Source organism: Sporosalibacterium faouarense (genome assembly GCF_016765695.1).
Lineage (GTDB): Bacteria > Bacillota > Clostridia > Tissierellales > VENL01 > Sporosalibacterium > Sporosalibacterium faouarense.
This window is the reverse complement of record NZ_JAETGO010000069.1, coordinates 14,520-35,490: the sequence shown is the minus strand read 5'-3', so window position 1 is coordinate 35,490 and position 20,971 is coordinate 14,520. Positions and strand designations below refer to the sequence as shown.

General features: G+C 30.3%; 14 protein-coding genes. 2 read left to right on the top strand and 12 right to left on the bottom strand.

Going from position 1 to position 20,971, the window contains the following annotated elements; all coding sequences use genetic code 11:
* Window positions 1-124: 124 nt before the first annotated feature.
* From JMO20_RS13510 to JMO20_RS13500, 3 genes are all read right to left on the bottom strand, one after another.
* Entirely contained in the window at window positions 125-1,444 is a 1,320-nt protein-coding gene (locus tag JMO20_RS13510) for a sigma-54-dependent transcriptional regulator (RefSeq protein WP_202710217.1), read from the bottom strand.
* A gap of 40 nt (window positions 1,445-1,484) precedes the next feature.
* Entirely contained in the window at window positions 1,485-3,710 is a 2,226-nt protein-coding gene (locus JMO20_RS13505; protein ID WP_202710216.1) for an ATP-binding protein, read from the bottom strand.
* A 180-nt stretch (window positions 3,711-3,890) separates the two neighbouring features.
* Window positions 3,891-4,394 carry a D-glycero-alpha-D-manno-heptose-1,7-bisphosphate 7-phosphatase gene (locus JMO20_RS13500; RefSeq protein ID WP_202710215.1) on the bottom strand — a complete coding sequence of 168 codons (504 nt, stop codon included), beginning with the start codon at window positions 4,392-4,394 and terminating at the stop codon, window positions 3,891-3,893.
* 187 nt (window positions 4,395-4,581) lie between these two features.
* Between JMO20_RS13500 and JMO20_RS13495 the strand changes: the two genes are divergently transcribed.
* Entirely contained in the window at window positions 4,582-5,169 is a 588-nt protein-coding gene (locus tag JMO20_RS13495) for a hypothetical protein (RefSeq protein ID WP_202710214.1), read from the top strand.
* A 55-nt stretch (window positions 5,170-5,224) separates the two neighbouring features.
* Here JMO20_RS13495 and JMO20_RS13490 read toward each other — a convergent pair whose 3' ends face one another.
* The 3 genes from JMO20_RS13490 to JMO20_RS13480 all read right to left on the bottom strand — a co-directional run bounded on the left by JMO20_RS13490 (window position 5,225) and on the right by JMO20_RS13480 (window position 9,117).
* Window positions 5,225-7,249, bottom strand: a complete 2,025-nt coding sequence (locus JMO20_RS13490; protein WP_207753507.1) for a S9 family peptidase — start codon at window positions 7,247-7,249, stop codon at window positions 5,225-5,227.
* A 29-nt stretch (window positions 7,250-7,278) separates the two neighbouring features.
* Window positions 7,279-7,839, bottom strand: coding sequence for a DNA-3-methyladenine glycosylase I (locus tag JMO20_RS13485; protein WP_202710213.1), 561 nt, complete (start codon window positions 7,837-7,839; stop codon window positions 7,279-7,281).
* Window positions 7,840-8,016: 177 nt separating this feature from the next.
* Window positions 8,017-9,117, bottom strand: coding sequence for a M24 family metallopeptidase (locus JMO20_RS13480; protein WP_202710212.1), 1,101 nt, complete (start codon window positions 9,115-9,117; stop codon window positions 8,017-8,019).
* Between the two features lie 298 nt (window positions 9,118-9,415).
* Between JMO20_RS13480 and JMO20_RS13475 the strand changes: the two genes are divergently transcribed.
* Window positions 9,416-11,194, top strand: coding sequence for a M3 family oligoendopeptidase (locus JMO20_RS13475; RefSeq protein WP_202710211.1), 1,779 nt, complete (start codon window positions 9,416-9,418; stop codon window positions 11,192-11,194).
* 80 nt (window positions 11,195-11,274) lie between these two features.
* Here JMO20_RS13475 and JMO20_RS13470 read toward each other — a convergent pair whose 3' ends face one another.
* From JMO20_RS13470 to JMO20_RS13445, 6 genes are all read right to left on the bottom strand, one after another.
* The gene (locus JMO20_RS13470; protein WP_202710210.1) at window positions 11,275-12,342 is read right to left on the bottom strand and encodes an NAD(P)/FAD-dependent oxidoreductase; all 1,068 of its coding nucleotides are present in this window, start codon (window positions 12,340-12,342) and stop codon (window positions 11,275-11,277) included.
* 188 nt (window positions 12,343-12,530) lie between these two features.
* Entirely contained in the window at window positions 12,531-13,331 is an 801-nt protein-coding gene (locus JMO20_RS13465) for a DUF2087 domain-containing protein (RefSeq protein ID WP_202710209.1), read from the bottom strand.
* 215 nt (window positions 13,332-13,546) lie between these two features.
* Complete coding sequence (locus tag JMO20_RS13460; protein ID WP_202710208.1) at window positions 13,547-14,341, bottom strand: GNAT family N-acetyltransferase; 795 nt, start codon at window positions 14,339-14,341, stop codon at window positions 13,547-13,549.
* 208 nt (window positions 14,342-14,549) lie between these two features.
* Window positions 14,550-16,607, bottom strand: a complete 2,058-nt coding sequence (locus tag JMO20_RS13455; RefSeq protein ID WP_202710207.1) for a methyl-accepting chemotaxis protein — start codon at window positions 16,605-16,607, stop codon at window positions 14,550-14,552.
* Window positions 16,608-16,854: 247 nt separating this feature from the next.
* A complete protein-coding gene (locus JMO20_RS13450) occupies window positions 16,855-17,733 on the bottom strand; it encodes an amidohydrolase family protein (protein ID WP_202710206.1) in 879 nt (292 codons plus the stop codon).
* Between the two features lie 139 nt (window positions 17,734-17,872).
* Complete coding sequence (locus JMO20_RS13445; protein ID WP_202710205.1) at window positions 17,873-20,962, bottom strand: GNAT family N-acetyltransferase; 3,090 nt, start codon at window positions 20,960-20,962, stop codon at window positions 17,873-17,875.
* Between the last annotated feature and the right edge of the window lie 9 nt (window positions 20,963-20,971).

Below are 20,971 nucleotides of genomic sequence, written 5' to 3'. Positions count from 1 at the left end.
TTCGTGTAATTATTACACTCTTATTCATAACTATTTGAACAAAAACTTAAAAAAACTAAGGTATTAAATCATACCTTAGTCATACTCTAATTTTCTCCCAAAATGTTTTTTATAAAATATCTATCTATAATCTATACTTCTTTATTTTATTATATAATGTTTTCTTACTAATCCCTAATATATTACTAGCTTTTTCTTTATTGTAATTTACACTCTTTAATACATTAATTATATGCTCTTTTTCCAGTTCTTCTAAACTATATATAGAATTTAAAGTATCACTATTTATTTGATTTTCTATCCTTTCAATTATATATGTTGGAAGGTCACTAACTGTAACCTCCTTGTTAGAAGAAACTGAAATTACTCTTTGAACTACGTTCTTAAGCTCTCTGACATTCCCTGGCCATCTATATCTTTGAAGCATTTTTAATACTTCATCTGACATTCCATTTACAGGAGTTATATAATCTGCTTTAAATATGTTTATAAAGTGCTGTGCTAGTAAAGGTATATCTTCTTTCCTCTCTCTAAGTGCTGGTGTTTCAATTTGAAAAGAACTAATTCGATAAAATAGATCTTTTCTAAAGTTACCCTTTTCTATTTCTTCTTCAATATTTTTATTTGTTGCACATATAAGCCTAAAATCAGAATATATCTGCTTGTTACTTCCTAGTCTTTCAAAAGACTTATTTTCAAGAATTCTTAAAAGCTTAGTCTGTAGTTCTTCTTTTATCTCACAAATTTCATCTAAAAATAAAGTCCCATTATTAGCTTCTTCTATCTTGCCAATTTTGGTAGAATCGGCATTTGTAAAAGCCCCTTTTTCATATCCAAAAAGCTCACTTTCAATTAAGTTCTTCGGTATTGCAGCACAGTTTATCTTGACTAGTTTTTCGTGTTTTCTAACACTATTATAATGTATAGTATCTACAATTAGTTCCTTTCCAGTGCCACTTTCTCCTAATACTAATGCCGATGAATCACTATTTGAAATTTTAAGTGCCATATCAACACATTTTTTTATCTGATCACTTTGTCCTACTATATTGAATCTATTTTCTTTGACACTAGAGCTTAAAACATCTTTAGACAAAAGTCTTGAGATAATAACCCTTATATCCTTTAATTTAAATGGTTTTGCAATGAAATCATCAGCTCCATTTTCTAAAAAGAATTTTGATTTTTCTGCATCTGCATAGGCGGTCATAATTATTATTTTACTTTTTGGACTCAAGCTTTTAAGTTGATTAAACACTTCAAATCCATCTACCTTTGGCATTTGAACATCTAGCATTACAAGGTTAGGAGGTTGGTCTTTTATTGCATTAATAGCCGATTTACCGTCATAAAAAGATACTGCTTTATAGTTTTCTTTGATAAGTATTTTCTTTAGTAAATCTGTTACTTCTTTTTGATCATCAATAATATATATTAGTTTCATGCAATTCCTCCCTTATCAAGATAAATCATTATTAAAAATATTATTTCTCATTATTAGAACATTCCACAGGAATTATAATAATAAAAGTTGCACCTTTATCAATATTATTTCTTACTTCAATTTCACCTCCCAAGTTCTCTACAAAAAGCTTTGCAATACTTAACCCTAGTCCTACTCCTTTATATTCTTTTTTAGATGAATTATCTACTTGATAAAAAGAGTCGAAAATCTTATTAATATGCTCTTCATCTATTCCTATCCCATTATCCTTAATATATATTTTTATCTTTTCATCAGTATTTTCTAGATTTACATTTATATCTCCATTATTAGTAAATTTAATTGCGTTATCTAATATATTACCCACGACTTGTCTAAGTCTATCACTATCTGTTATTATTTCTATATTATCTTTTAAAGCATTCAGATGAATTTTAATATCTTTACTATCAGCTATCATTCTTCTTTCTTCAACCAATTCACTTATGAGAGAGTTAATACAGGCACTATTAAAATCAAATTCCATTTTATCAGATTCTAATATTGATATATTTAACATGTCCCTTATCATATTAACTAATCTATTGGCATTATTATATACAATAACAAGGGTTTCTTTGCCTTCTTCGTCTAATATACTCTCATTTTCTTCTAAAAAGTATTCTAGATAAGCCATTATAATATTTAATGGGGTTCTTAACTCATGACTAACATTGGCAATTAAATTCTTTTCAGAATGACCTGCAATATTTAACTCTTGATTATTTTGCTCTAATATTTTTAAAGCTACGGAGTGATTCTTATATAATTTAAATAGTTCTTCATTCTTTTGTTTAAGGATTTCACGTTCTATTTTTAAGTCATTAATTAATTCTCTATTAGCTTTTTCTGATTCTTTTGCTTCTGTTATATCTTGAGAAAATACTGCAAACTTAGTTATTTCATTTAAGTCATTAACAACTGGATAAATAACATTCTTAAACCATCTATCACTAAAACAACTTTGGAATTGTACTGATTTCTTACCTTTTCTAAGTTCTTCCACAATATTTTTTGTCTTACTTTTAATACTATCAGATACGATATCATCTATCGATTTACCAACTATTTTTTTAATTTCTTTGTCTAACCTTTTAGCCCCTGTTGGATTAATCGTAAGAATTTTCCCTTCATTATTAATTAATAATAATGATTCAGTAATAGCATTAAATATAGCTTGATTTATTTCCTTTTCACTCTTGAGTTTTTTTTGTGATTGCTTCATTTCAGTAATATCTTGAAATACTGCTACTGCACCTATGTTGTTGTTCTCTTCATCTTTAATAACACTACTTGAAACAGAAATGATAACATCTCTATCACTTTTCTTTTTTATAAGCATCTCTATATCTTTACTACATAACTCCTGTCTAATGGATTTTATTATTGGCATTTCCTCTTGAGAAAATAGAGTTCCATCAAGCTTATGAACACTATAATCATCGTATGATTCCTGAATTTTATGTCCTACTCTCCCAATAATAGTCTCAGCTGTACTGTTATGCAAAATTACATTTTCTGCCATATCACAACAAACTACCCCTACAGGCATAACATCAATTATTGTATTCAGTGTGCTATTAGCTTTATCTAATTCATTAGCCATTAGCCTCATGCTCTCATGCTCTTGTTTTTGTTCTTCCTGTAAAACTTTCTTTTTATTATAATCACTAACTATTAGGAATATAAGTACCGTAGCAAATATAGAAAAAATGGTTATCATAATATTTATTTGAAGCCATGGTATAAATTCAATATCTACTGTAAACCAAATTAACACAGCATTTATTATCCTACTAAGTAGAAGTGCTTTTATTATTCTCTTAATATCACAAATAGATTTGTTATTTACAGGATTATATACTTCGCACAAAATGGAACCTATGATTGCAGGCACAATTATTCCATTTAATACTCCTTGAAGTGAGGTGGGTCCTCCAATGTGAAAACGATATACAGTAGGTAAAATCCATGATATTAGTGCTCCTCTCCATCCTAAAAAGTATGATACTAAGAAAATTGGTACTGTTCTTAAATCAAATATCATTTCTCTATAAGTAAAATTATCAATAATAGTTAAAACAGATAATGCACTGCCCAATAGTGAATAAGCAATTATTCGTATCCTATTGCTTATGGAATTCTTAAACATATAACTCCTGAACTGGATTGCTAAAAAAACAAAAATCGTAATTGTTGATAGATTATGAAAAAAGGGAATAAACATAGGTCTTTCCTCCTGTTTTTATATCTTATTTACTGATTCTGCATATTCTCGTCATAATCCTTCAAATGTTTACTGATTTTTCTTTGTAAAAAATCCCAATAGTAAATATTTTATCTTAAACTTTAAAAAGCAGTGATACTATATATCACCACTGCTCCTCTTTTTATATTTATAAATCCTTTAACTATAGCTTAGTATTCTATCAGCAATATCTTCCAAATCCTTACCATTAACATCAGCTTCCTTATTTACTCTTCCTATTTTAGCAGTTCTACATCCTGCTCTTCTTCCAGCTTCAATATCGGTATCCATATCTCCTACCATCCAACTATGCAAGAGATCTATGTTGTATTTTTCTGCCAGTTCCAATATCATTCCTGGCTCAGGCTTTCTACATGTAGATTTCTTTTTAAAGTCTGGACAGTATCTTATATCCTTTATCTTACAATATGACTTTAGGTGTTTTATCATTTGTTCATGTATTTTATTTAATTCTTCATGGGTCATATAGCCTAACTCTATTCCCCCTTGATTAGTTACAACAAAAAGATCATAGCCAGCTTCATAAAGCTTTTTCATTCCTTTTTTTGATTCTTCATAAATAATTAAGTCCTTAGGTTTATTTACATGTCTAGTATTATCGCTAATAACTCCATCTCTGTCTAAAAAAATAGCATTTTTCATCATATCACCCTTTATTATTTTCTAGTGAAATCATTTCTCTATTTAAGTTTTTCAAGATATTTAAAATATATACTTAGAAGGTTGAAAAATTATTTAAATTCAATATTCTAATATTATACTTTCTATGCCTATATTTATTTGCTATAATTTAACATATAGTGTGTTTAAAAATGGGGGAGGATATAGAATGTTTAAAGATTTTTTTATGATTAATAATGATATATCAAGAAAAGTGAAGGCAGTCTTCTATGCTGGTTGTGCTATGATAATATATTTAGCATATATTATTGCAGGTGAAGTATCTACAATATTTACTACAACTAGGTTAATATACAATGGTAATAATCAAATAATTGGACGAAAAACAAATTCACCAAATCTTTTCCTTGGTATTGTAATTGGATTTATAGTTTTAGTTTTATTAATGATACTTTGGAGAAAGCTTAATCAGAAGCTATTCTTTGATAATAATGTTCAAGATGGTATATTGTTTTCACAAATGTTTTCAATAGGTAAATTAACTGCCACTAAAGTAATAAACATATTATTTTATTCTGGAGTCTTAATATTTTCAATACCAGGAATCTCTATAAGTCAATATTTAAATCACTATAGTCAGTCACTATATAGACCATTAATGAATTTTAGTGGATTCATTTCTTTTATTCTAGTTTACTTACTATGGATTATAATTTGGAAATTATTCTGTGAATTACTACTAATAATTTTTAGATGCTTTGAAACATATTATCAATCTAAAAAGAAAGAATTGTAGATACAATCACATATTTAATAATCCAGCTAAAAATTTAGCTGGATTATTTTATTCTTTATAGTTTTCTAAAGTCATCTATACTCTCACCTAATATATGATGACAGAACCATATAAGATTTTGTTTCATTATAGCTCTATTAAATCCCGGTTTGTCCGATCCATGTCCCATCCCCTTAAATATTACAAGTTCAGTATCAACTCCTACATCCTGCAGTCCCTGATATAGCTCATATGCGTTTGGAGTAGGAACTCTTGCATCCTTTTCTCCATGCTGTATCAAAGTTGGTGTACATGCTGACTTTATATATGTCATTGGAGATGTTTTTTCATAAATTTCTTTATCAATCCATGGGTTTTCTCCAAGATATTGTCTAGTAAACTGATGTATATCAGTATTTACGTAATAGGTGATCCAATTACTTATACCTGCTCCCACAGAAATCGCTTTAAATCTATCACTGTAGGTTGAGCAAAATGCTGAGATGTATCCTCCTTGACTCCATCCCATGATGCCTACTTTTTCTTTATCTACCATACCTTTTTTAATTAATATATCTACACCTGAAATAATATCATCATAATCCCCCAACCCTAGATTCCTATAATTAGCCTTCTTAAATTCATCTCCATAACCTGAACTTCCTCTATAATTAGGCTCCAGGACTATAAAACCTTTTTCTACAAATTCCTCAATAGGATAATACTTATTAAATGCAGGGATTGGGAATGATGCCCATGTTGGTCCTCCATGTACTACAAGTAATAATGGATATTTTTTGCTAGCATCATAATTTGATGGAAGGGACAATACCCCCTCAACCTCTAATCCATCACTACTTTCCCAAGAGATTACTTCTTTACTACTAATTGCTTTTCCACTAAGTAGCTCGTTCTCACTTGTTACTTTTTTACCATCTAGATATACTTCAAATATTTCCTTTGAATTAGCCTTAGTATAAGCAATATTGTCACCACTCTTAGTTATAGTTGGCTCCCACGCCAAACAATCATCCCTATCTTCTATTATTTCTATTCTTCCATCCGTATCAACTAGTCCGATAAGATAATTGGTTCTTTCTTGCCAATTGATTAAAATTCCCTTATCTATCCACTGAATTAAAGTGATATCTATATCTATTCCATTCAAAGGATGGGAAGTTTCCTTGGAGTTTAAATCAAGTATTTCTAATAAGCTATCAGTTATATTGTTTTTATAATAATCCTTTTCTCTTCTGGACCTTAAATAGCATATCTTTTCTCCACATGGTGAGAAGAGCACCTTACTCCCTAGAACTGCATCAACTTCTATTGCATCACTATCTCCAGTCTCTATATCATATATGTATATTTCAATTTCATCTAGATCCTTCATATCAGATGATGGTGCTATGGAATAAATTATTTTGTCTTCCATAGGAGAAATATCAAAATTCTTAATGAAAAAATCTCTTTCTCCAATTAGCTTTTGTCCAAATAACTCTTCTCTATGGTCATCATTTTCCTTACTACTTTCCTCATGATTACTTTTTACTTTTTTAAAAGTATTCTTAGCTTCTTTTATTTTTGAAATTCCATCTTTTAAATCTATATAACATATACAATTTTGATGATATTCTTTATCTACATGAGTGAAATCTCCATAAAATTCGTTTCTATCTTCAATATCTTTCTCTTTTGAAGATTTAGTAATATAATAGAAGCCTTTATTATTAGGAGCCCATTTAAAGCTATTCACACCTTCCTTTTCATTTGTAACCTGTATTCCTATGTATCCATCTCTATCTTTGATAAATATTTGATTCTTCCCCTTTTCTTTATCTCCTACTTTAGCTAAATAAGCTAATTTATTAAAATCAGCTGACCATATAGGAGATGAACTTTCATTATCTCCAGAGGTTAAAGGATACGTTTTTTCCTTATTTTTTTCATAAATCCAGATATGATTTCTATACTTATTTTCCTTCCAATCTGGTGTCTGTTTAACAAAAGCAACGCTTTCTCCATCATCACTAATATTTAGTTGTGTAAATAATGGAATAGATACTACTTCTTCAATGGTTAGATATCTTTCTTTATCCATTTTTATCGCTCCTTTATTTTAAAATTAATCTATACTTCCCCATATCTAAAACAATCAGTTATATGATCATTAACCATGCCAACTGCTTGCATAAATGAGTAACAAATAGTTGCCCCAACAAATTTAAATCCTCTTTTCTTTAAATCTTTGCTCATGGCTTCTGACTCTTCTGTCATGGTAGGAACTTCTCCGAGGTCTTTCCAGTTATTAGTCACTGGGCTTCCTCCTACAAACTGCCATATATAGTTATCAAAGCTACCAAATTCTTCTTGTATCTTTATAAATGCTTCAGCATTAGTAATAGCCGCATGTACCTTTCTCTTATTTCTAATAATTCCTTTATTTGATAAAAGATTTTCTACCTTTTCTTCATCATAGTTAACTATCTTATTGTAATCGAAATTATCAAAAGCCTGTCTATAATTTTCTCTTTTTCTTAGTATAGTTATCCAGCTTAAACCTGCCTGAGCTCCCTCTAGTATAATCATTTCAAAGAGTTTCCTATCGTCATGGACAGGAACTCCCCATTCCTTATCATGGTATTCTATATATAAAGGATCTTCTGTTACCCAATCACATCTTGTTTTCATAACATACCTTCTTTCTTCTGCCTAGTTTTTTTATTATTCCTACTGTTATACGCAATATAATCTGATTTTTAATACTCTTATACTCTTGTAATCTCAATTATATCTTTATTTTTACATTCCAGTCAAATATTACTACGAATAAAGGTCTCCTCTTATTGAGAAGACCTTTAATAGTAATTATATAATTGTAAGCTCTTTAGATGTCTTATTAAACCTTTCACAACCATCTTCAGTTACTACAACAATATCTTCAATCCTTACTCCAAATTCACCTTCTAAATATATTCCTGGCTCTATACTAAATACCATTCCTGTTTCTAGCACTATTTCGCTCACTCCAGATATATAAGGATCTTCGTGAACCTGCAATCCTAATCCATGACCTGTCCTATGGGTGAAATACTCACCATAGCCCTTCTCCTCTATATAGTTTCTAACTGCTTTATCGACCTCTTTTGCCTTTATTCCTGGTCTAGCAGTCTTTACTCCTAATTCCTGTGCCTCTTTAACTATATTATATACCTCTTTCATTTTTTCAGAAGGTTCGCCAACCGCTAATGTTCTAGTCGTATCAGAGCAATATCCCTCATATGTAGCACCAAAATCCAATACTACAAATTCACCAGATTCAATCTTTTTTTGGCCAGCATTATAGTGAGGCAATGCCCCATTTATACCTGAACCAACTATGGTATCAAAGGACGGACCTTCAGAGCCTCTTTTTCTCATTTCAAATTCCATAAAAGCTGCTACTTCAATTTCAGTCATTCCTGGTTTAATATATTTCTTTAATTCCTCTATAACTCCATCGACTATATCACTTGATTTCTGTATTTTCTCTATCTCTTCCTGGGATTTTATTAATCTTAATCCATTAAGCATATTCCCTAATGGTACAAATTCTTGTTCTGGTAATACCTCTGCCATATGTAATAATTGCTCTGCCCACATAGTATCATCTACAGCCAACTTACTTTTATCTATTCCTTTTTCTTCCATTGTATTTTTTAAAACTTCATAAGGATTTTCTTCATCCTTCCATAATATCATTTCTTGATAATATGAATCTTTCTTTATCTGACTCTCATATAGCTTAGGAGCAACAAAGAATGGTTCGCCTTCCACAGGTAGAACAGCTAATAGTAGTCTTCCTTCAGGAAATGTCTTAAATCCTGTCATATAATAAAGATTCGACGAAGGAAAGAGGACAATCCCATCAATATCTTCCTTCTTCATTTTCTCCCTTACATAATCTAATCTAAACTTATATATATTCATAAACAACTCCTCCTCTATTTAGTTATTGTTGATTTATTGAATTCAACCTAAACCATTTTTTATTCTAGAAAATTGTATTAAATTTCATGCAATTTTTTCATTCATACATTATATTAACATATTAATACTCTAATCATAAGTATATACCAGTTACTTTGATATGTACACATTATAGATATATTCTTCTTAAGAAGCTACACAAAATTTATTTCGTGTTTCGAAAAAAAATTGAAATAATTAACATTAATAGGTATTATAATATATATATACCAAATTAAAATAATAGGAGGTCAAATTAATGAATATGAGATGGAGTTTAGATGCATTATACCCTTCTTTCGAATCCGATGACTTTAATAGTGACTTAGAAAAAAGCTTTGATATGATCAATAAAATTAAAACTTGGTCAGAGAACAATCTAGAGGATTCCAATAATGCAGCAAAAAAAATGGAAGAATACCTTAAGCTAGAGATGGAATGTCTTAATCTATATAGTAAGGTTTCTGCATTTGCAAGATTAACATCTTCAGTTGACGCCAAGAATGAAAAAGCATTGAAAATTTTAGATAAGCTACAGTCTAAAGCTACTGAACTGACAAAACCTGAGGTTACTTTTCAGAAATGGCTGAATACTCTAGATAATTTAGATGATATTATATCTTCATCAGACTTCTTAAAAAATCATAAGTTCTACATAAAAGAAAATGCTAGTAAGGCTAAATACCTATTAAGCGATGAAGAAGAAATCCTTATTTCTAAAATGTCTAATACTGGTTCAAAGGCTTGGGCAAATCTTCAAAATGTTGTTTCCTCAACATTGATGGTAGATATAACAGTGGATGACGAAGAGAAAAAGCTTCCTTTGCCTGTAGTTAGAAATATGGCTTATAATAAAGACCCTAATGTTAGAAAAAATGCATATGAAGCTGAATTAAAAGCTTACAAGAAGATAGAAGAATCTTCGGCTGCTGCTTTAAATGGTATAAAAGGAGAAGTATTAACAATATGTGAAATGAGAGGATATGAATCACCTTTAGAAGAAACTCTTATTAAATCTAGAATGGATAAAGAAACTTTGGATGCTATGCTTACAGCTATGAAGGAAAGTCTCCCTACATTCCATAGGTATTATCATAGAAAAGCTGAATTATTAGGATATGAAAATGGACTTCCTTTCTATGAAATGTTTGCCCCAATTGGAGAAGTAGATATAGAATTTTCTTATGAAGAAGCAAAGAACTATATTGTTAAAAATTTTAGAAGCTTTAGTGATGAATTAGCTAATTTTGCAAAAAATGCTTTTGAAGAAAGATGGATAGATGCTGAACCTAGGGAAGGTAAAAGAGGTGGAGCCTTCTGTTCAAACCTTCATTCTATAAAAGAAAGTAGGATACTAGCAAACTTTAATGGTAGCTTTAGTAATATGACTACATTAGCCCATGAGCTTGGTCATGGATATCACGGTCACTGCTTAAATGACGAAACTGTTCTTAACAGCTCTTATACAATGCCAGTAGCAGAAACTGCCTCTATATTCTGTGAGACTATTGTTGAAAATGCTGCATTAAAGGATGCAAATGATAAAGAAGCTTTAAGTATTTTAGAATCCTCTATTCAAGGTTATGGTCAAGTCATTGTGGATATATATAGTCGATTTTTATTTGAAAGCAAACTGTTTGAAGAGAGAAAGGATCATGCTCTTTCCGTTAATGAACTTAAGGAAATCATGACTAATTCACAAAAAGAATCATATGGTCATGGGCTGGACCATAACTACCTACATCCTTATATGTGGACTAATAAGCCTCATTACTATTATGCAGGATTAAATTTCTATAACTTCCCATACGCCTTTGGATTATTGTTTGCTAAGGGAGTTTATGCAGAGTACCTAAAACGAGGAGATTTATTTGTTAAAGAGTATGATAAACTACTGAGAGCTACAGGACAAAACGATATTTATGATGTTTGCAAAATGATGAATATAGATGTGCACTCGGTAGATTTTTGGAGAAGTTCACTAAATCTTATTAAAGAAGATATTGAAAAGTTTATAGATTTAAGTAAATCAATATAGCATATATTTAAAGCATTCTTATTGATTTAAATATTCAAAAGTAAAAGGCTATTCTCACAATAGCCTTTTACTTTTTGCCCTTATTTATTAAAAAACTTAAGTACTTTCCCTATGGCGTCAACAAAATTCATATTAGTATTATATATAGCTTGCTTGACTCCTGGAGTCCCTAACACACTTAACATCCTATCAAAATCCTTATTCTCAAACTTGTTAACTATATCTCTAAAGGCTGATACATTCTCAACATGTTTTTTTAATGGCTTCATTAGTTTTGTATAATCTTCCCCTTGAATAACAGACCTTGCTGCATATACTCCGCTCATAATTGCTTCCGGTCCACCTACTCCAAGAAGGCGCTCAGTTAGTCCAGCCGCTCTTCCAGCCAGAAATACATTGTCTACTTGAAATTTCCTGACCCTCCCTAGTTGAAATGATGGTGGCGTAAGTTTATAAATAAAATCTAAATGATTTAAATTCTCCATTTCTAAGAATTTTTTAAAAAGCTTATCTACCTCGTATTCTTCTTTTCCAATTGTATAAATCCCAACTATAGCTTGATAAGAGTTAAAAGGAGTAATCCTTGCGTAGCCTGTTCCAGCATAATCAGTATTAAAAAATACTGTAGAAGATGTTTTGTCAAAATTGCCAAGAGCAACTCCTCCCATCATATATACCGTCCCTAATGATTCCCATACTCCTAAGTCCAAGGCCTCATCTACCTTTCCACTTGATACAACAACATAGTCATATTCTTTTGCCAGTTCCTTATAATCTGCTGGTACGTTATATTGTATTCTAGTTCTCATAATGTCTTTTTGCATTTGCTTCACAAACGAATTCTCTGCTTTTCCTCTTGCTAGAAAATATCCAAGTTTACCTTCAACCTTTACCTCCTGATTTGCTGATTTCATTATAAAGCTTTTAGTTTTAGACAATGGCCTAACATCTATATTGAATTTGTTTAATAGATAGTTCCTAATCTCCGCCTGTTCTTTTGTGAAAACTCCAGGCCAAAAAATCACTGAAGGCCATATCCATCCTATGGATGAATCTCTTTCATATATATCAGGAACTACTCCTAACCTCTCACATTCTAAAGCGCATGACAACCCACTAACTCCGGCACCAACAATTGCTATTTTCATAGGCTCCTCCTAAGTATCCGTTTATTTTCATATTTAAATGATAATATGTAAAAATTTTTATAAGATTATGATGTGTAGTTTTCTAAGTATTATTAGTAAAAGCAAAAAAGAGCTACTTAAAAATATTAGCTCTCTTTGAGATATAGATATTTTCTATTTAGTTTAAAACATTATAAGTAAGACTTTTCTTAAACCTTTAACCAATATAAACTACAATCTCGTTTTCTGTCCATAAAACCATATTGAATCAAATACCTTCTGATAGTTACATAATCATCATAAATGCCTTTAATAACCTCATTTACTTCGTCTTCAGTATATTCTTGATTTGATTCAAACTTTTCAATTATATATTGCAGTAATATTATCCTTCTCTTTTCCTTCGAAGGAAGGGTTTCTATTTTTCCATTAGTAACATATCTATTTAAAATCTTATCCTTTTCTTCTCTTGTAATGGCAAATCTCTCATCTATCATTGTAGCACCTTTATGGATTGCAACAAATTCCTGTTTATTATTATTTCTCTTTGTCTCTTTTATATTAGGTTCTTTAGATGTCTTTATGTTTTTTTCCTCTAGTAGATTCATAAGAGCTAAAAATAATTTTGACTGTCTTTGCTTTTCTTTTAGTTTAAAGCGATGATTTCTTATTGTTGATGTACTACCCCCACCTTGTTCCTTTACAATTTCCTTATCACTTAGGCCCTGATAAAAATACATAAGTATCTCCTTTTGTGTATCTGTAAGCCCAGTAAATTTTTTATTCATACTAATTAAGTAGTTGAACATATCACCATGTTGCATTGATATATGGTTCTCTATAGCCTTTTTTGCACTATACAAGCCGTCCTCTTGTGGATAAATCACTCCTTCTTCATAGACTTCTCCACATATTAAACATAAATATTCACTTTTTGATTTATCAAATCTATATCCTTGCTTAACTTCTTTAACACTTCCATCCCAAAATAATTTATCTATATCCTTCATTTTGACACCTCCTAAGTCTCAATTTCAAACATACAATGTTTCAGTTTTTATTTATACAAACATTTTACACCTTCGTTTGATATATGTAAACATCTACTGAAAAGCATATCCTGTAGTTTTCTCGATAGATTAGTAATACGGTAGCTGTTTTAATGCTAAAAGAACTCTGGAAGAATTTATTCTTCCAAAGTTCTTTTTATTTTTTTATCAGAAAATCATATGTTTCTTGACCAATAATGAGCAACAACATCTTTTTTCTCAACAAATCCTAACTTTTTAGCCAATTTCAATGATGCTTCTTTAAAAGGCCAGCACGACCAATTGGGTTTTATCCCTCTAGATAAACACTCCTCAATAAAGGATATCACCACGGCAGTAGCAAGTCCCTTTTCTCTATGATTTTCATTGGTATGTATATCAATTTCTGCCATTTTATTACCTATATAAATCGAATAACATGATGAAACTACTTTATCACCTTTTACGATGCAATATCCTATACCTTTATTCATGAAACCTTCTATATTTCCCCACGATTTAATTATTCCTATCTGATTTGCTACCTCTTTATTTATCTTAATTAATTTATATCCCTTAGGTAGCCCTTTATCTAAATCTAATCTTTTCTCTTTAAATTTAGTCTTTATAAAATCAAAATCCCTTCTTTCTATCTTGACTAATCCTTTATCTCCTAACAGTTCATCTAACTTATCCCTCCACTTTTTTGAAAAAGCAAATAGTACTAGTTCATCCTCATTATTCACCAATAAATCTTCAAATATTAATTTCTTTATCTCTTGTAAAAATTCATTGTTTTTTTCATCTCCAGCTATATAAAAGAAGGAATTGGTTGGATATAAAAGAGCTGTTCTAGGATTCTTTATATCATCTATGAATACTTTCCCAGGCTGATTACCTTCTAGTACCGAATATACAATAGGATGACTATGGCTTATATCTTGAAATACTTCATTTATCCTATAGTATTCATTCTTATGTAATTCAAACATTATATCTCCCCCTTCACTAGAATTAGATTTCACATAAGGATCTAGAAAAATTCCAAGCTTCTATCTTATTAATCTAACCCTTTGCTTTATAATACTGAATTTTCAGTAAATAATAATTAAATTTTTAAGTCATATTATAATATACAAGTAGGCTAGTACAAATAACCTACCTATATATTATCTATATTAATTTAACCTTAGATGTTTCTTATATATTAAACTTTCTTGTATTCTCTTGTAACTTTTTAGACAAGTCTTTTAAATCCTTAGAGTGAGAGGCTACTTCTTGTATGGATGCTAACTGCTCTTCTGTAGATGCACTAACCTCTTCTGATGTAGCTGAAGTTTCTTCAGAAGCCGCCGAAAGATTTGTCATAACATCAATTATACTATCTTTCTTACTCTCCATATTAACATTGTATTCCTTAATCTCATATACATCATTAATCAATATACTAATTGAATTCGATATTTCTTTAAATATGTTTCTTGTCTCATTAACTGCGTTATTCTGACTATCTACAATATTAGTTGTTTCCTCCATAGAATTTACTGCAAATTGTGACTTCTCTTGAATTCCTTCAATTAATGTTTTAATATTATTAGCTGCTTGAGATGATTGCGTTGCCAGCTTTCTTATTTCTTCAGCCACCACTGCAAAGCCTTTTCCTTGTTCCCCTGCCCTGGCCGCTTCTATTGCTGCATTTAAAGCCAATAGATTTGTTTGTTCAGCTATTTCACTTATTGTACTAATAATAACACCTATCTCTTTAGAATTTCTATCTACGCCTTCTATTATATTGGATACCTTTTTTGTAGATTCGTAATTATCATCAGATTTTTCTTTCAAGCCAGTAATTATTTTTGAACCCTTACTACTTAACTGATCAGTCTCATTAGCAATATCAGACATTTTAACACTAGCTTTTGTTACCCTTTCAATAAGATCCGATAGCTCTTTTATTTGAATAGTTCCATTCTCTATCTCATTAGCTTGACTACTAGCGTTATTAGCTATATCTTCTATAGCTGAAGCTACTTGATCTGTAGCGATTGATGTTTGCTCAGAGATGATGGCAAGAGAATTAGAAGATTCGAATACTATTTCTGTTGATTGCTTTATTTCCTTTATTAGTTTACCAATATTTCTAATCATGATATTAAAACTATTAGCTAAATCCTCTATTTCATCTTTAGAATGTATATCAGTTGCTGATTGGAGATTTCCGTTTTCTCCCTTTTTCATAGCTTCCTTTAGCTTCTTTATTGGTTTCATCAAACCACTTGATATCTTTAACGAAATTAGTACTGATATTATCATTATTAACAAAAATACTGCGCCTAGAATAACAAGTGTTGTAAGTGATTGCTTAAACACTTCATTTTTATTAATATGTCCAACAAGTTTCCATCCCGATTTTTCGTTAGTAACATTATAGATATATTTATCTTTGCCCAATAACTTTCCTTCTTGTAAATCTGAGTTATCTGCCATTATATCGTTCATCCACTCGACACTATCTTCATCTCTAAAGAAACTCTCGATGTTTTCCTCATTTATATCTTCATTTGTACTAACTCTATTAGGATTTAAATTCTTTCCTATAGAATTAACTTCTTTAGCTGCTAAAATCACTCCTGTTCTGTCTAGAAGATAGATATCACCTGTTTGACCTATTTGAATATTTTCAAATATTTCTCCTACTTTAGAAACTTCAATGTCTATACCTATCACTCCAACAAAACTACCACCACTAGTATATACTGGTTTTGTGGCAGTAACAATAGTTTTTCCTGAGGTGTCATCTTCATATGCATCTTGCCAAATAATCTGATTGCCTGCTTCTTTTGTATCCTTATACCAAGACTTGGCTCTAGGGTCATAATCATCTGTAATACTTTCTTCCCCCATATATATGTATATCTGTCCTTTCTCAGTAGCTATATAAACATTTATTATTGCATCATTGCTCAAAATTATCCCCGATAATTCATTATAAATTGCCTGAGAATCTTCATTATCTAAAGCACTTTTAATAGTTGAATTCTCAGCCGCCTGAAAAAGTGCTAATTCATAACCTGTATAAATCTCATTTATGATCTTACTTGTATTATCTACAGTATTTTGAAGGTTATTTAAATGAGACTCCTTAGATGAATTTGCAAACATAGTCATTGTAATAATTCCTATAATAAGCACGGGTAGTATTCCCACAAGCATAAAGCCTGACATTAATTTACTTCTAATTGATTTAAACTTTATCATCACTACCATCCTCCCTATGGATTCTATAAGCCTTACTAATTATACCAAAGAGAAAATGTAGATAAAATTACTTTTTTTTAATATTATCTTATAAAATTTGACAATTTTATTCATAGAATGATAAAAAAAGGAAAAGTATACCATGGATACGGCTATTTTACAAGCATTAAAGTAATATATTTTTTCTATACTTGTAGAATAAAATATCAACTTTAATAGTTGGCATTTTAAAAATCCTACTAGAGTCCTATTTCTCTAAAGGTAATATATTTTTAATCCTTGGAAATATTTTTATTGCATTTTTATAAAATACATAGTCATGAAACTCTTTTGGCACGAGTTTCTTTACAAATTCAATATAAGGATTAATCTGCACTAACGGCCAATCCGTTCCAAACATAAACTTAAAATAATTATCAGTATATACTAATCCTCTTTTAATATGGTCAACAAATAAAGGTTCATTCATAAATCTATCTACTTGCTTGGCATCACCAACTAATAACCCCGATAGATCGGCATACACATTGGAGTTCTTTAATATGATTTCTGCCGCATCCATAATCCAAGGATCTCCAAAATGAGCCATTACAAAATTAACATTTCTAAATCTTACCGCTAACTCATCTATTGCTAGAGGATGAGAGTATTTTAATAATCCTCTCTCAGAATAAGTATCGCCAGTATGTATTACTACAGGAAGATCATGTTCTGCCGCCAGTTTATATATAGGATGATAGATTTTATCATAAACATAATAGGGATAATATCCTGCATATATCTTGAGTCCTACAACTCTTTCATCCTCGAGTTTATTCTTGATTTCTTGAATTTGTAGCTCTTTTTCTTCTCCTTTAAGTCTTTCAGGATTAATCCCAAGACAATAAACTAAAGATTTAGGAATATCCTGTTCTAAATCTAGGTTCATTGGGTTGTTTGAAAGAGAATCTGGAAATCCTTCTCTTTCCTTCTCAGTTAGACCCATACCTATTCCTAAAATTATATTAGACTCTTCAAACTCCTTTTTTAATCCCTTAGAAGAATAATCTATATTAGATATATCTAGTGCTGTTTTATGAAAAGAAGCTATATCTGAAAAATGAAGATGTGCATCTATTATTTTCATGTTCCTATTTCTCCTTATATTTAAGTTTTATATATGCTTTAATTATAACCATAATCTCTTGTATCTACGTATTTAAACTAATTAATATAGTAGAAGGCTATTCCTACCTTCTACTATATTATTTTTACCAATTACAATTTTAAATTTCAAATCTAATATTATTTAGAGTCTTCAATTTCTTTTCTTCAAGATATTCTTCGTTAAGGAATATAAAAGTAGGCTTAGTTATAGCTTTCTCTCCTGACTCACAAGATATGAAGTTTTTTATGGTGGTTCCTAAAACTAAATTATCTATAAATCCCTCTATAGGTTTATCCCCGGTATGATAAATCATTAATTGATCTTTCAAGTCTATACTTCCATGTGCTAATAGGTGTTTATCACAAATATCACAGGATGTACCTCCTTTATGTTTCATAAAGTCACCTTGGGAGTTTTTAGTTATAATCCAATTTTCATTTAATTTATCATTGGATTTTATAAACAAATCAGTATAGAATTTTACAGAATCAAAATATGTTCCTGTATTTTGATGAACCTCCGTAAATGTAAGTAATAAAGGAAGCTGAGGTAAGGTTAAATAGTATTGATTCAACTTTAATCCTTTAAATCTCTCATGCTTATCAATATTCATGGAAACTTTAATTCCTTGCCATAGATTATTAAAATTATCTTCTAATTCTACAAATTCACATTTCCTTTCTTCCCCTAATACTGATATCATTTTCATATCTGCAGGTCTTGATAGCATTCCTCCTGTCCAAGGATTCCACCATGATTTAGGTTCTGCTACAGGAAAGGATGTGTCTAGCCACTCTATATCCTTATATTTTAAAGAATAAATAGAATTTGAAAATTCAGGACAAGCCTTCATCTTTATTAACCCATTATCAATAATATATGAGTCTTTTCCTTCATCCTTAATTTGTTTTTGAATAACTTCTTCTTTTCCAACATTAAAAATAGTAAGTTCTCTATTAAATGCTATATCTTCAAAGTCCACACTTAAATTTAAGACATTTATTGGGTGCATAAAAGTATTTGGCAATTCCACATTCGACTGTCTGATTCCATTGTCTCTAATAAATTCCTTAGTCACTGTATTGAAAGCTTTATTATTTGAACTTAACTTTATTTGACCATCAAAATCAACCCTACAGTTATATTTAAAATCAACATTTAAATCCCCTTTTATGAATGGATTGTTACCATTAACAATAACTTCGAACTTATCCACTACTCTATTTTCTTTAGGTTTATTCTCCTTCAAAGCAAATCGTCTAAACTCTTTCCAGTCATTAAAGGCATCTAGAGCAACACATATTGGCTCAGTTGTTCTACTACCTTTGCCCTCAATGATTCCTAGATTAGAATTAATAGCCATGCACCAACCGTTAGATTTTATATTGTTATCCTTTGACCAACATATACCTCTATTTAAGTCTTCCCTTTTAGAAAAAATCCAGTTCTCATTTATTTTATTACTATCCCAATAGTCTGTATCCATATAATGGGCGTCATCAATATAAACTATCCTATCTCCATAAGGAATATAAGAATCAGCTAAGCTATGATAAAAATTAATATTAACCTTTATATCATGTTTGGTAGGAGATTCTGCGATATTTTGTACTTCATGGTTATATCTTAAAATTCCATTCGATGATAAAGTTAAAATAGAAATTAATTCAACGTTCTCAAAATCCGATGACTTATAAAATGCTTTAAGAATTATGTCATCCTCTTGTTGAAAATACTTAACTTCATATGGTCTCTTTTTTGAGAACTCTGCTGAATATGGTAGCCCTAACTTTGGATACATAATGAATGTTTCAAAAATACTTTTTCTAAATGTTTTAACTTCAATACTGTTATCAAATTTACTTAAAAACACTGTATGTTTTCCATTGCATATAATCCAGTTATCCTTAGTCTCTCCTCCAAATTTGTTGAGTCTACCCTTAAATATTGCTGATAAATTTTTGGAGAAATTAGAAAGCTTATTCTTAGTATTGACTTTTATATCTATTTTTTCACTATACATAGCAGGTCTATTAAATATATATGGAATAGAAATTGTCTTTCTCTCCTTAGGCTTTAATTCAACCTTTATACTTCTCTTTAATAATTTTATATCCTGTGATTGGGGTAGATTAAACTCAAAGGTTGCATCGGTATTGTAATTACTTTCAATTTGTAAATAACATTTATTCTCGGTTCCTAAGTGTTTTTCTACATCAGGAGATATCATGTCTATTTTACATGGAAATTGTGTATCTACACCCATTTTAAACATTGCTTTCTTTCCATTAATACTCACCTCTGCAGCTACAGCTGGATGAGTTCTCCTATGATTTTGTTCTTCATCGACTTTTTCAACATAAAATGTTCCCGTTATGAACTCTTCGGACTCAACCTTCACTTCTTTATTCATATTAAAACTAATATTTCGATCTTTTAAACCATCTATTTTAATATGTAAAGGTTTTCTTGTCTTATTTACAATATGGTATGTAACTTCATACTCATTAGCAAATATAAGCTTCTGGTCCTTAAGCTTTACTTCTATAAGATAGTCGTCAGTTTCTATTAGTCTTAATCCTCTGCTCCTTCTTTCAAATTCAATTCTAAGACTCTTTCCATCTTTATCCCATATGTATTCATAATTGCCGAAGTCTTTTTTCTCGTCACCATCAGGCTTAATTTCTATTCTTCTTTTACTATCAACATACCAGTCTATATCTTGAAAATAATCTTTAACAGCCTCAGTTGTTAATACTGTAGGTATAAAATTCATAAGATGAGTTGAATCATCCCTCTTTTCCCAAAAGAAACCGCATTTTTTATATAATGGAACTGCCTTGGTATTTCCAGGCCATGTATATAGATCCAATCTCGGCCACCCTAATTCAACAGTCCTCTCTACAGCTTTTAAAACAAGTTTTTTTCCTATCTTTTTCCCGTGATAATCTGGTCTTACATTAAGTAATGGAATATACATTGCTCCTTGGTCTTGTTTATACTCAGAAAAGGAGCAATATCCAACAATCTCATCTCCACATAGAGCTATATATGTATTTAAATTATCAGAACTTTCATGTTCCTCTATTATACTTTCTTTAGTAGGTATTGTGTTCGAACCTCCCCAGTGCTCTCCACTCATTGCCCACATATGTGCTACTTCCTCGGCATAGGAATGATCGTATTCAATAATCTTTATATCCTCCATCATAATTCC

Bases quoted from the DNA above. Each gene is read 5' to 3' on its own strand.
- JMO20_RS13510 (WP_202710217.1), bottom strand. From the start codon at position 1,444: ATGAAACTAATATATATTATTGATGATCAAAAAGAAGTAACAGATTTA.
- JMO20_RS13505 (WP_202710216.1), bottom strand. From the start codon at position 3,710: ATGTTTATTCCCTTTTTTCATAATCTATCAACAATTACGATTTTTGTT.
- JMO20_RS13500 (WP_202710215.1), bottom strand. From the start codon at position 4,394: ATGAAAAATGCTATTTTTTTAGACAGAGATGGAGTTATTAGCGATAAT.
- JMO20_RS13495 (WP_202710214.1), top strand. From the start codon at position 4,582: ATGTTTAAAGATTTTTTTATGATTAATAATGATATATCAAGAAAAGTG.
- JMO20_RS13490 (WP_207753507.1), bottom strand. From the start codon at position 7,249: ATGGATAAAGAAAGATATCTAACCATTGAAGAAGTAGTATCTATTCCA.
- JMO20_RS13485 (WP_202710213.1), bottom strand. From the start codon at position 7,839: ATGAAAACAAGATGTGATTGGGTAACAGAAGATCCTTTATATATAGAA.
- JMO20_RS13480 (WP_202710212.1), bottom strand. From the start codon at position 9,117: ATGAATATATATAAGTTTAGATTAGATTATGTAAGGGAGAAAATGAAG.
- JMO20_RS13475 (WP_202710211.1), top strand. From the start codon at position 9,416: ATGAATATGAGATGGAGTTTAGATGCATTATACCCTTCTTTCGAATCC.
- JMO20_RS13470 (WP_202710210.1), bottom strand. From the start codon at position 12,342: ATGAAAATAGCAATTGTTGGTGCCGGAGTTAGTGGGTTGTCATGCGCT.
- JMO20_RS13465 (WP_202710209.1), bottom strand. From the start codon at position 13,331: ATGAAGGATATAGATAAATTATTTTGGGATGGAAGTGTTAAAGAAGTT.
- JMO20_RS13460 (WP_202710208.1), bottom strand. From the start codon at position 14,341: ATGTTTGAATTACATAAGAATGAATACTATAGGATAAATGAAGTATTT.
- JMO20_RS13455 (WP_202710207.1), bottom strand. From the start codon at position 16,607: ATGATAAAGTTTAAATCAATTAGAAGTAAATTAATGTCAGGCTTTATG.
- JMO20_RS13450 (WP_202710206.1), bottom strand. From the start codon at position 17,733: ATGAAAATAATAGATGCACATCTTCATTTTTCAGATATAGCTTCTTTT.
- JMO20_RS13445 (WP_202710205.1), bottom strand. From the start codon at position 20,962: ATGGAGGATATAAAGATTATTGAATACGATCATTCCTATGCCGAGGAA.